9 protein-coding genes are annotated in these 13137 nt (G+C 38.6%); 3 read left to right on the top strand and 6 right to left on the bottom strand.

Features of this window, described 5'->3' with window-relative positions; genetic code table 11:
• Positions 1-183 precede the first annotated feature (183 nt).
• Positions 184-1359: a filamentous hemagglutinin N-terminal domain-containing protein gene (locus QE177_RS11940; RefSeq protein ID WP_280549914.1), complete on the top strand. Its 1176-nt coding sequence runs from the start codon at positions 184-186 to the stop codon at positions 1357-1359.
• A gap of 579 nt (positions 1360-1938) precedes the next feature.
• On the opposite strand, the gene QE177_RS11935 is transcribed toward QE177_RS11940, so the two are convergent.
• From QE177_RS11935 to uvrA, 5 genes are all read right to left on the bottom strand, one after another.
• Positions 1939-2949: a calcium-binding protein gene (locus QE177_RS11935; RefSeq protein ID WP_280549912.1), complete on the bottom strand. Its 1011-nt coding sequence runs from the start codon at positions 2947-2949 to the stop codon at positions 1939-1941.
• A gap of 246 nt (positions 2950-3195) precedes the next feature.
• The gene (locus QE177_RS11930; RefSeq protein ID WP_280549910.1) at positions 3196-3999 is read right to left on the bottom strand and encodes a hypothetical protein; all 804 of its coding nucleotides are present in this window, start codon (positions 3997-3999) and stop codon (positions 3196-3198) included.
• Positions 4000-4221: 222 nt separating this feature from the next.
• On the bottom strand, positions 4222-4968 hold the full coding sequence (locus QE177_RS11925; protein WP_280549909.1) for a hypothetical protein: 747 nt from the start codon (positions 4966-4968) through the stop codon (positions 4222-4224).
• Positions 4969-5603: 635 nt separating this feature from the next.
• Positions 5604-6089 carry a phenolic acid decarboxylase gene (locus tag QE177_RS11920; protein WP_280549907.1) on the bottom strand — a complete coding sequence of 162 codons (486 nt, stop codon included), beginning with the start codon at positions 6087-6089 and terminating at the stop codon, positions 5604-5606.
• Between the two features lie 506 nt (positions 6090-6595).
• Positions 6596-9430: an excinuclease ABC subunit UvrA gene (gene uvrA, locus QE177_RS11915; protein WP_280549905.1), complete on the bottom strand. Its 2835-nt coding sequence runs from the start codon at positions 9428-9430 to the stop codon at positions 6596-6598.
• A gap of 278 nt (positions 9431-9708) precedes the next feature.
• Between uvrA and QE177_RS11910 the strand changes: the two genes are divergently transcribed.
• Positions 9709-10245, top strand: a complete 537-nt coding sequence (locus tag QE177_RS11910) for a single-stranded DNA-binding protein (RefSeq protein WP_280549903.1) — start codon at positions 9709-9711, stop codon at positions 10243-10245.
• Positions 10246-10915: 670 nt separating this feature from the next.
• Positions 10916-12307, top strand: coding sequence for a HEPN domain-containing protein (locus QE177_RS11905; RefSeq protein WP_280549901.1), 1392 nt, complete (start codon positions 10916-10918; stop codon positions 12305-12307).
• Between the two features lie 211 nt (positions 12308-12518).
• Here the strand turns inward: QE177_RS11905 and QE177_RS11900 are convergent, their stop codons facing one another.
• Positions 12519-13115 carry a TetR/AcrR family transcriptional regulator gene (locus tag QE177_RS11900; protein WP_180559504.1) on the bottom strand — a complete coding sequence of 199 codons (597 nt, stop codon included), beginning with the start codon at positions 13113-13115 and terminating at the stop codon, positions 12519-12521.
• Positions 13116-13137: the final 22 nt, after the last annotated feature.

Genomic DNA, 13137 nt, shown 5'->3' with positions numbered 1-13137 from the left:
ATAAAAACAAAATAGCATTAATTAAATTTAACATATTGAATTATAAATAAAAATAATGATCATTATTGGAATAACTAATTAAATTTTTGATTATTATATATTGCCTATTAAATTTTTCTTATCTATTTTGAGACGTTAATTTTCACCCTCATATTTATGTAAAAATAGAATATAGGTAATGCAATGAAAAATAAAATTATTCGTTATAGCACCAAAATAGTTTATCTTATTGCCTGTTATCTTCTGCTGCCGGTTTTTGGTTCCGCTATCCAACCGGCGAATGACAAAACTCAGCTAACGGTTGAAAATCAAATTCCTATCATCAATATAGCGGCACCTAATCAGGCGGGTATTTCTTATAATCGCTATCAGCAATTCAATATACCGCCGCAAGGTGCAGTCTTGAATAATGCGATCCGACCTGCCAATAGTCAACTAGTCGGCCAACTGGCTAAAAATGACCAGCTGGCTGAACGAGCGGCAAGGTTGATCATTAATGTGGTAACCGGGTCATCCTCTTCACAGCTTAATGGCAAATTAGAAATCGCAGGTAGGAAAGCGGATGTGATTATTGCCAATCCTAATGGCATCAGCTGTGATGGTTGTCATTTCAGCAATATTGGTGGATTGACCTTAACAACGGGCCAGCCGGCACTGAATCAACGAGGCGAATTTGCCCATCTTAGGGTGAAAAAAGGTGATATTAGCATCCTTAATAAAGGACTCTATAGTGGTAGTCAAGATTATGCTGAGCTGATCAGCCGTACTGTTACTATCAATGCCAGTATTCTAGGCAAAACTATTAGCTTATTGCCAGGTACTAATGCGATTAATTACCAGACTGGAACGGTTTCTCAAATAACGAGTCCGGACCTAAAACCCCAATTTGCTGTTAATATTACAGAACCGGGTGGGATCTATGCTAATCGAGTTAAAATAATTGCTACCGAATCAGACGGTGAGGTTAAGCTGGACAATATTAAAACCAGTGAAAGAGATTTATTTGTTTCTGCTAAAGGCAAACTGACGCTGGGTCATATTACCACTAAAGGGCTTTTAACTGCCAAAGCGCCAGCCGTTATAATTCCTGCAACCAGTGAAATTTTGTCTAAGCAAGATCTACTAGTTGAGAGCGATAGCTTGATTAATCAAGGTAAAATTACGGCTCAACAAAATATGCGTCTATTCAGTAATATCATCCGCAATCAAGGTGAAAGTGCTAAAATTGAAGCCTATAACAATCTTTGGCTGCAAAAAAATGCCCAAGGTGAGCCAAGTGAAAAGATTGAAAGTAACGCGGCGGCTATCTCAACGCATACCGGTAATTTGGTCCTAAAAGCCAAACAAGTGATTAACTAAAGCAATAGCGCTAACATCGCGGTGCAATTAATAACGCCGGATAAGTAATAATGTTAAAGTATATGTTGTCAGAACAAATGGCGCTGCATCACTATTCGTGTCGGCAAAAATATAAAATTTAATTTTCAGATCAAATGAAAACAGCGCTGGTTTGGTGCAATCGCTCCAGTGCTAATGTAATTTGTTTAACCGGAAAAAACGGCTTACATATTAGCTTTCTGACTAGTAGTTTGTCGCATTTCTGCCGGTAATAATCTCTATATTAAATACCCAATGGGCGCAAACACGTGAACAATTTATGCCTCGCTGCTAGATTCAGTACAGCTGGCGCTAAAAGGTAAGGAAGTTGTTGATAGTTTAGCTGCCAGAAGAGTTGCTAGGATTTCTACCCTAGGAATTAAAAGTAACAGACCGCCATATCAAGCTAATTAAGGCGCTTGGTGATAAGAGAGTGTGCTTTAGACAAGAAGATTTTGCTAACCAATTAATATATAGTAACAAGATGCAGTGCTAAGTAAAGCAACCCGCTCAACCAGTAATAAGTTGGTGGGCTGCTGGCTAAAATTAGTTTTTTGCAGGTTAAATGATAATATCCTTTGCCGAATCAACGGTGCCGATGATGTCGATTTGAAATTCTGCTTGTCCGTCGCCATCATGATCAAGCATTAATTTGGTTAGATTTTCTTGTTTGTCATAATTAATTATCATTTCATTTTTTTGCTTGGTAAATTTATCTACTTGGTGAATCATAATGTCATAATTATTAATTTTCTTTAAAGAAGAGATATCTATTTTATCGATACCTGTTTCAAAATCAGTTATTTTATCTGGTGATGCGGATAGAGAATCATTGACTGATAAAAAGTGAAAAGTATCATTTCCTCTATCTCCTTTTAATGGATGAACATTAATATCGCCAGCTAGTGTATCGCGTCCTAAGCCACCTGATATTCTATCATTGCCTGCATCACCACATATTATATCGTCTCCAGAACCGCCTAATAGGGTATCATTTCCGAAACCGCCTGATATTTCATCGTTTCCAGAGTCTCCTGACATGATATCATTTCCAGCATTACCATACATTTTATCGGCTTCAGAACCGCCTAATATTATATCATTTCCAGCATTACCTGATATCACATCATAACCGGAGCCACCTGATATTATATCGTTTCCAGGACCACCTAATATAGTATCGTTTCCAGAGCCGCCTGCTATGGTATCATTTCCTGAATCACCTACTAGATTATCATCTCCGGCATCACCTAATATGGTATCATCTCCTGCATTACCTGAGAGAATATCATCTCCAGCATCACCTATGAGGGTATCATTCCCGGCATTACCTGTTATGGTATCATCTCCAGCATCGCCTATTATAGTGTCATTGCCCGCATTACCTGTTAAGTCATCATCTCCAGCATCACCTAATATGGTATCGTCTCCGGCATTACCTGATATGATATCATCTCCGTTATTACCAGATATTATATCATTGCCTGCCCCACCTGAGATGACATCATTTCCTTGATAACCGCTTAATATGTCATCATTATTAGTACCGTTTATTTTTAATCTTAGCACCATTATGGATCTCCTTTTTTAACATTAAGTTAACATTAACACCGTTGGATTTTTTGGCATTAAATCCAATATTTAAATGGATTAACTGTAGTTTATGATTAGAAATCCAGTAGCAAGACCCGTTCTATTTTATGATTTATTTCACAATTTTTTAACAAATAAGAATTGTGATTTTGTCATTACGAACGTAATTTATTCTGAGCTGATACCAACTTAATTTTTCTTAAGGCCATTAGACGAAAAGATTATTTAAACAGATCCGTCCTCATCAGTCCAAGAGCCTCGATTTACATCCAAATTTTGTAGTTCAATCATTGTTGATGATTGACTATTTTCATTTATGGTGTTTAGTTGTTTTTCTATTAATCCAGAAATGTGTTCTTCTATTGCAGCTAAAGGCACATCGACTCCCTTTAGCTCTGTAATACTGGCATTGATCACTTTTATAGATTGAGAAATTGAGTGATTAATATTGGCTGCTTTTGCTAGTTTGTAGCGAGATTGATAGCCGTCGTGAATCGCTTTCTGCAGTTTATCTCGTTTAATCTTTCCAACCACCGAACCAATAGCAAGAACAACCCCGATAGTAGCTCCTCCAGATGCTGCCATAGAAGCGATTTCGAAGGAGGCAGGTAAACCAACTAACTCAACAAGTGCTGCTGCGCCGATTTCTCCTGTAGAGACTAAGTAACTTGTTGCACCGACAGTTATTGACTCTGATACAATGTTCGCGGTAATAATAGGGGCGATCATAGTTGGTATTTCAAAATTTAATGTATTAAAGGAGAATTTCTCAAATTTAATTTTTTCATCATTTATTTCTTTCTCGTACATTCCCTTAAGATAATTATTCAACTCGATAACATTGTCTTCGATCGCCTTAATCGATAGCGCATTTTTACTGGCATAGGTTTGGCAATCTACTGCTATTTCATGCGCTCTGGCTTCTCTAACCGGGTTATCTGGGAAATAGGTATCGCCAGTAAATAACCCGGGAAGATATTTTGTATAGACACTGGTAAAGCCATCAGCAAAATCACTCCAAAAGCTCATTTTCGCCTCATTCAATTAATTAGTTTTAATTTCAAAACGCCAATGATTGCCATTATGTTGGCAATAGCAGCTTAAGCCTTAGCAAAATTACATTGTGATCACCTTTTGGTTTTTGTTAAGGCAATAAGTGTTATAAGCAACTGAGCATTTGTCTCAGTCGATAAAATGGCGTGACTAGATTTGTTATTCGATAAGATCTATTCAATACTGATTAAGCAACCATTAATCCTCGTCGGTCCAAGAACCTCTGGATTTGTCAAGAGCAGCCAGGGTGGTATTGGTCAAAGAATCGATATTATCGAGTTCAACCTGGTTTCGTTTTATTGAATTGTCAATGATTTTGTCTATCTGCTCTTTAGATACATCAGGCCCTAAGGCGTCTAAGACGACTGAAACTGACGTGGTGACAACATTCAGTTTACTGATAACAATTTCATTCGTCAGTTCAGCTTTTTTTAATTTGAACCTGGGGTCAACCGACTCTTTAATTTTGTCTTGCAAATTTTTCCGTTGCACTGCCCCAGTGACTGAATCAATAATGCCTTGAACTAGAACCGCCGCTGCGATCCCACCGAATACAGTGCCCACTCTAAACCACTTTGGTAGACCTACTAATTTAATAAAGGCAGCTTCACCAATGCGACCTTGTTGCAGAAGATATGATTTAGCTGCCAGAGATAAGGCTTTGTTAGCGATGCCATAGGTAAGCATCGGCGTAATGACGTCAGCAACACTAATTAAAATTTTATGTGTTTTTGACTCTGCAACAAAATCGATATCATGAAATTTTACTGGTGTTCCAACAACCTTGTATGCTTTGCGTATCGCTTCATTTGCGTTATTTATTGCTATTTCGTATTTGGTATGTTGTTGTGAAATATTACCGACTGCCGTGGAATTGTCGGCGACAAGTTCTGTCAGTCTTACCGCTCTTTTTTCATTATCGGGGTAAAAAAGATTATCAAACATAATTGATAGCTCTCGTAAATTTTATTTATGTTAAAATATTTATTGGGTTAATTAACCCAGTGCATTGATTTTTATATAATTTTTAGAAAGTAAACGCTAACAAACACGATTGTTTTATTTACTAATAAATACTATTGCCGCTCAAAAACAGTTGTAATTTAAGTCACCAATCAAAGTATTTTACATTTACCCTTTACTGATAAAGAGCTGGGTATGTTAAGCATGTAAATTACCCTTAAATAACTATTTGCAACTGTTTTCACCATTTTCACGATCTGTGTAAGGAGGAAGGTGGTATAAGAAGCAAAAGCTGACATTTTCTTCCTTAATAATTAATGAACTAATAGTATAGAACTGATTGAGAAAAAAATAACAAATAATTAACATTCTTGCAGCATGAGCGCTATGAGCCAAAAAATCGGCACGTTACACGTTACTGTGCATTGCTGTTTTAATATCAGCTATTAATTGATTTAGTAGTTTTAATTTATTAAATTTTTCATCACCATCCGTGGCGTCAAATTTTTGCGATAGCCTTTGGTTTACAAAATAGTTGTCATACTGATGAACTTAACTATCAATATTCTATTCTGCCTTATCAGTCGGTAGATGGCCTATCGAAGCTTTTAGTAGCGTTATTTTGCTTGTTTACTAGTGGCACAGGAAATTACGCTGTCATCATTTAAATCACAACTATGAACAGCAGTAATGGTGGCAAATTCATCCATTATTTCGATCGGGTAGGTTGGACCAGCTTCACGATAGGCTTCCATTTCATCTAGATGGTCATTTTGAAAACAGGCGGTTTTTTCTGGTTCATCCATAACCCAGCGCGGAAAGAAAGCGGTACAGTGCAACAATTGGATCCGAAGATTTAAAATTACACTAATACTTGTGCCGGTTGGTTCCGTCCAGGATGCTTTATATATGTTCAGTCCGATCTGTACAATATAGGCAGATTGATCTTTTACACATCGGTTACTGGCGGAACCACTACAGACCCGATAATCCACGGTGTTGTCGTTTTTTATGTAAATTTCATGCTGCCAACCGTTTTCATAAGTATATACGAGGTGTTTGCCAACCAAATTAGTTAAATCATGCTTTTCAAAGTTGTTCATTTTTCACTCTCTTTTTGTGGGTGTTAACTATCGTATTTATTAATTTTTTAAACCGATAACGCAATCACTCAATAATGTAATTTTTGTGTTAATACAATCTAGTAGCCGGTTAATTAATTATAAAGTAATACTGTAATGATAAGCTGTTTACTAAAATTGAGTTGAAAAGCGTTGTTTATCTTTGACACTTAAAACTCGATAAAAAATAAGATAAATAAAAATGATGAACTTCATATTATCCGTGCTGATAAATGCGTTCTTGTTGTTAATTTTGTGTTAATAATAGAATAGATAAAAAAATTTGTGTTTATGCAGGCAATCAAAAATGATATTCAAACAGATTAAGAGCATGGAAGGGGTCGGGCTGGTATTAGCACAACAAAGCGTTTCTTATTATAGCTAATATTCCGTTCTGATTGTTATTGGTAACAATATTGTTGCGCAATATTGCTCCCGGCAGTAGAGCCGGGCGCTTATTCAATTTCTATAACGGAAATTATTCCTTATTAATAACCACGTTTTAGGATCGGTTTTAAAAACTGACCGGTATGTGATTGCTTACATTTTACAATCTGCTCGGGTGTACCGGCGAATAAGATCTCACCACCACCACTACCGCCTTCTGGACCCAAATCAACAATCCAGTCAGCTGTTTTAATTACGTCTAAATTGTGTTCAATGATCACAATAGTATTGCCCTGATCACGGAGTTGATGTAATACATGCAATAGTTGTTGAATATCAGCAAAATGTAAACCGGTGGTCGGTTCATCCAAAATATAGAGCGTTTGGCCAGTACCGCGCTTAGAAAGTTCGCGCGATAACTTAACCCGTTGTGCTTCACCACCGGATAAGGTGGTTGCCGATTGACCTAAACGGATATAGGAAAGTCCAACGTCGATCAGTGTTTGCAATTTTCGCGCTAGCGCCGGGACAGCGGAAAAATATTCACGTGCTTCCTCAATGGTCATTTCTAACACTTCGTGAATATTTTTGCCTTTATATTTGATCTCTAACGTTTCACGATTATAGCGTTTGCCCTTGCAATGATCACAGGGAACATAGACATCGGGCAGAAAATGCATTTCAACTTTGATCACGCCATCCCCCTGGCAAGCCTCGCAGCGACCACCCTTGACATTAAAACTAAACCGTCCAGGGGTATAACCTCGCGCCCGAGATTCAGGTACGCCAGCAAATAATTCCCGTACCGGTGTAAATACGCCAGTATAGGTGGCTGGATTTGAGCGGGGGGTTCGGCCGATTGGACTTTGGTCAATATCAATCACTTTATCGAAAAATTGTAATCCTTCAATATCGGTATAAGGCGCTGGGGTGGCATTGGTAGCTTTATTTAATTGCCGCTGGGCGATAGGAAACAAGGTATCATTGATCAAGGTTGATTTTCCTGAGCCGGAAACGCCAGTAATACAGGTAAATAAGCCAACAGGTAGTTCCAGGGTAACATTTTTTAGATTATTACCTTGGGCACCAATCAGCTTTAGGGTTTTTTCTGCATCGAGAGGTACACGTTTAGGCGGAATAGCGATTTTACGTTCACCGCTAAGATACTTACCGGTTAATGAATCTGGATTGCTAATAATATCGTCCAGGCTGCCTTGAGCAACAATGCGTCCTCCATGTATACCTGCTCCCGGGCCGATATCAATAATATGATCGGCGGCACGGATCGCATCTTCATCATGTTCGACCACAATAACCGTATTGCCTAAATTTCGTAAATGCAGCAAGGTCTGTAACAGCCGGTCATTATCTCGTTGATGTAAACCAATCGAAGGCTCGTCTAATACATACATGACACCAACTAAACCGGCACCGATTTGACTTGCCAATCGAATACGTTGCGCTTCGCCACCAGATAAGGTCTCAGCTGAGCGAGAGAGAGACAGGTAATTTAACCCTACATTGACCAAGAATTTTAATCGATCGTTAATTTCTTTCAGAATCTTTTCCGCAATTTGTGCACGTTGCCCACCGAGCTGCAATGTTTGGAAAAATGCCATCGCATGGCCAATACTAAAATCTGAAATTTCAGGCAGGGTGGTATTTTCAATAAACACGTAACGGGCTTCTTGCCGTAAGCGGGTGCCATGACAGGCAATACATGGCCGATTATTGATATATTTTGCCAGTTCCTCGCGCACCGCCATTGATTCGGTTTCTTTATAACGGCGCTCCATATTATGGATCACTCCCTCAAAGGGATGGCACCTTACGGTAACATCGCCGCGATCATTTTGATATTTAAATTCAATTGCTTCTTTGCCGGAGCCATATAAAATCACTTGCTTGATCGCCGGATCTAGCGAACTAAACGTGGCTTCGACATCAAATTTATAGTGTTTAGCTAACGACTGTAGCATCTGGAAGTAATAAAAATTACGTCGATCCCAACCGCGTATTGCCCCGCCAGCTAAAGAAATTTCCTCGTTTTGGATCACGCGTTCCGGGTCGAAAAATTGTTGTACACCGAGTCCATCACAAGAGCTACAAGCCCCTGCCGGATTATTAAAGGAAAACAGGCGCGGCTCTAATTCACTCATGCTATAACCGCAGATCGGGCAAGCAAAATTAGCGGAGAAAACGAGTTCAGCTGCTTGGCTGTCATCCATATCAGCGATAACCGCAGTACCGCCTGATAACTCAAGCGTAGTTTCAAACGACTCTGCCAGCCTTTGCGCCAGCTCGGCACGCACTTTAAAACGGTCAACGACCACTTCAATAGTATGCTTTTTATGGAGTTCTAATTTAGGCGGATCGGAAAGATCGCAAACTTCGCCATCAATGCGAGCGCGAATATAACCTTGTGCGGCCAGATTATCCAATAGCTTAATATGTTCACCTTTACGCTCTTTAACTACCGGTGCCAGCAACATTAACCGCTTGCCTTCCGGCAGCGCCAGGACGTTATCAACCATCTGGCTAACTGTCTGCGCCGCTAACGGCGTATCGTGATCAGGACAGCGCGGTTCACCAACCCGGGCAAACAATAACCGCAAATAATCGTGGATTTCAGTGATTGTTCCTACCGTTGAACGTGGGTTGTGAGAGGTGGATTTCTGCTCAATCGAAATGGCCGGTGATAGCCCTTCAATATGATCAACATCCGGTTTTTCCATTAAGGATAAAAACTGCCGGGCATAGGCAGACAGTGATTCAACATAGCGGCGCTGACCTTCTGCATACAGGGTATCAAATGCCAGGGAAGATTTGCCTGAGCCTGATAACCCAGTAATAACAATTAATTTATCGCGAGGAATAATTAAATTGATATTTTTTAAATTATGGGTGCGCGCACCTCTGACTTCAATGTTATCCATATACCACATCCCGGATGAGAACACATTCAAACAGTAAATAAAACGTTTTATTATTACACAATTCTGGCTGAATGAATATACAGTACAGTATAGGCTGTCATATTCTGCAATTTAATCGCCAAACTTAAAAAAATTTAGCAATATTGCAGTATAATTTTCTAAGACGTTTCGCAAACCGTAATCACAACGGTTTGGTTTCCATATTCAATAGCGTGTTCGCATGTTAAACTAGCGACATTTGAATTTAGGCAAAAATATTAATACATCAGGAGTATCGAATGGCCAGCAGAGGCGTTAACAAAGTCATACTTATCGGCAACTTGGGACAAGATCCTGAAATTCGTTATATGCCAAATGGTGGTGCGGTTGCGAATCTTACGCTGGCAACCTCTGAAAGTTGGCGTGATAAGCAAAGTGGCGAAATGCGGGAAAAAACAGAATGGCACCGTGTTGTGATCTTTGGCAAGCTGGCGGAAGTGGCAGGTGAATATTTACGTAAAGGTTCACAAGTTTATATTGAAGGCTCACTACAAACCCGTAAATGGCAAGATCAAAATGGCCAGGATCGCTACTCTACCGAAGTGGTGGTGAATATTGGTGGAACCATGCAAATGTTAGGCGCGCGTGGTGGCTCACAAGAGGGTATGTCACAAAATAATCCAGCCAGTGGCTGGGGACAACCACAACAGCCACAACAAACTCAGCAGTTTAGTGGTAACGCACCAGCATCAGCGCCAGCCGCCCATTCTGGTAAAACCGCTCCCGCGACACCGGCTGAACCACCAATGGATTTTGATGATGATATTCCGTTTTGAGGGATATCATATAATTTAATGTAAATTATATTTCTTTAAGCCCCGTTATTCGGGGTTTTTGTTTAGCGCTGCAAAGTTTTTTGTGGATTTTTTTTTTACTAGCCTGGTTTGTCAAACGTAGAAAATGAAGGCTCAAGATGAGCAAATTAGTGACTATGCATATTGTTAGTGAGACAAAGGGAAGCTAAAGCTTTTTATCGATGGTTTTTTGATGCCTGTTGTTTTACTTTACTTATATAATACTCCTCAAATTCGTAAGGCGCCCTAAATCTATAGCAACCATTCAGTGTTATAGTTACTTTGATGAAAGTTTTTTATTCTTGATTTACTAATGTTCTAGTAGAAATATAATGGGATAAAAGGTGAGTCACTACCGTTAAGTGTGAAGTTAAAAGAATTAAAAGCCTCGCTTTTGCGAGGCTTTTTGCCATTCAAGTTTGTAATAAAACTCGTTAATCTATCGAAAGCCTGTGAGTTAATAGATGCATTTTTGAAAATACCATAGACTGTAATGTAAAGTATTTTCTTGAAAGCACTAGTAGCCGCGGGCTTTTTTTTAAAGAAAGGTGAGATGGTTATTAATCGTTACAGGTATGAAACGTAGTGATTACCTTCAATATCTACTTATGCCAACCCAATATACAAAAATTAGATTTTAAAAGGCTATCTTGTGAGAATTGAAGAACAATACAGAAAAACAGGCTACTTCTGGTTGCCGGAAAAAGAAGATAAGAAAATACCAGGGCTACTCTCAATCAGTGATAGTGGATGCATTGACTTAGAAATTGTGGGTCTTTTCGATGAGAGTATAGATGCGTTAAAAAGAAATGATGATATAGATAGAATAATAGGTCATGTTGAAAATGATGGTCTGGTAACCCTTGATAACTGTTTTTATATCAAAAAAAGTTTCCCACCTGGAGGTATTTCAAAATCAAAGATTTATGCCCATAGAGCCTTAATTGGGGCAGCATGGGGGCAAGATGAGCCTGTCAGTTTTAATACCTTTTCTTTTGCAGTGGATTGCCTGGATGAGTGGATTGGGATCAGTGGAATAAGTGTAGATTACGATAGGAAAAGGCAAACAGCAAAGGTTAGTTATAATCCACCTGAAAAAATAGGCTTTACTCTGGATAATGGAATGAAGCTTGAAATTTGTTTTTCATATAAGCTTCCAAGTTGTCCAAGTCTAAAAGAAGCAAAGATCACTCAGAAAGCTTATTTTAAGCTTGAATCGGGAGAATTGTGTGATCTGAACGACTTCACCACGATTGCTTTTAAAATTACCCATCTTATGTGTTTTGCCATGGATGCCATTGTTGCTATAAAAAACGTTTCAGCAACGTCATCCGAAATACAGCGTGACCTCGGAGATGGTACACAATACTCAGTTCCAATCAAAATCTATTATCAAAGTATTCCATTTTCTGAAAAAGTACCCAAACGAACTTGGCATCAAGATATGATATTTAGTTATGCTGCTATTAAACATAATGCTCAGCAAGTGTTCAACAGTTGGATAAGTGCTTATGAATATTTAGCCCCTGCATTTGGTTTATATTTCTCAACTAAAATAGGCGCTCAAAAATATCTTGATGGTAAGTTTTTAGCCTTAGCACAAGGGCTGGAAGTCCACCATAGAAGAACTAACGATGAAAAATTAATGGAACCAGAGGTTTTTCAATCACTGGTATCTACCGTTCTTGCAGCATGCCCAGATGCTCATATTGACTGGCTAAAAGGCAGATTAATGCATGGAAATGAAATTAATCTGGCTAAACGGTTAAAAAGACTAATTGAGCCGTTTAAAGAGTATCTTGGAACTAGTAATGAAAGAAGTAAGTTTATAAGAAAAGTTGTAGATATCAGGCATTATTTAACGCATTACAATCAAAACTTAGAAGATGAATTTGTTAAGGGCCGAGAGCTATGGACTCTCTGTTTAAAAATGGAGGTTATATTCAATTTGCATTTTTTGAATATTGTTGGTTTCACGGCTGAAGAAATTAAAACAGTCGTTGAAAATTGTCAACCATTAAAACGAAAACTACAAAAAACCTAAGCTAGTTAAAGTAGTTAGATGCAATAGTAATGCGTCGGTGTTTAAGTTGTTACTTTTAGCGGCAGTCAGTTTATGCTGTACTTTATTACAGCAAACTGTCAAATTAAGTAACAACTAATCCATCTAAACTCAATTTAACAGCAAAGCCTATTTCCTTGCTTATTAATACCTTGTGAGGCTTATATCTATATACCAATTATCCTATTAACCCCTACTTAATTGGTATCAATATCTTCTTGATCATATAGATAAATGACTCTAAACGATTGGCCAAATCAAACTCTGGCTCCATAAGATCACGTCCGATTGCGCCGTCAGCGATGGTCATTAACCAGGAAGCAGTATTTTCAATCGATAATTTTGGATCAATTTCGCCATTACTGACGCCATGCTTTAGGACATCAACCAGTTGTTGTCTGACAATTTTTTCATTTTCAATAAAAGTGCTGTTAATTACCGGGTTTCTACTGGCTTCGGCAATAATTTCCAGACTTAAGCGAGCATAGGTTGGCTCATTATAAAGTTGTAATAGCCTGGTCATCATAGTAATAACAGTTTCAATGGCCGAACTATTGGCCTGTTCTATCTGTAGTAGCGTGGCAAAATCGGCCTGATCTTGTAAAGCAATGGCTTCAATAATGGAATTTTTAGTTGGATAGTAATGGAATAAATTTCCGGGACTCATGCCAGCGGCTTTACATATTTCCGCCGTTGAAGTGGCATGAAACCCTTTTTCAACAAAACAGTGAATAGCGGCGGTAATGATCTGTTTTTTCTTAGCGCGTTGTTTTTCCGTTTGGTCAGCCATATTGATCTCCAAAACAGTAGAC

The sequence above is a fragment of the Arsenophonus sp. aPb genome, assembly GCF_029873475.1.
Taxonomy (GTDB): Bacteria; Pseudomonadota; Gammaproteobacteria; order Enterobacterales; family Enterobacteriaceae; genus Arsenophonus.
The sequence above is the reverse complement of the archived record's forward strand: the minus strand, read 5'-3'. Positions and strand labels throughout refer to the sequence as shown.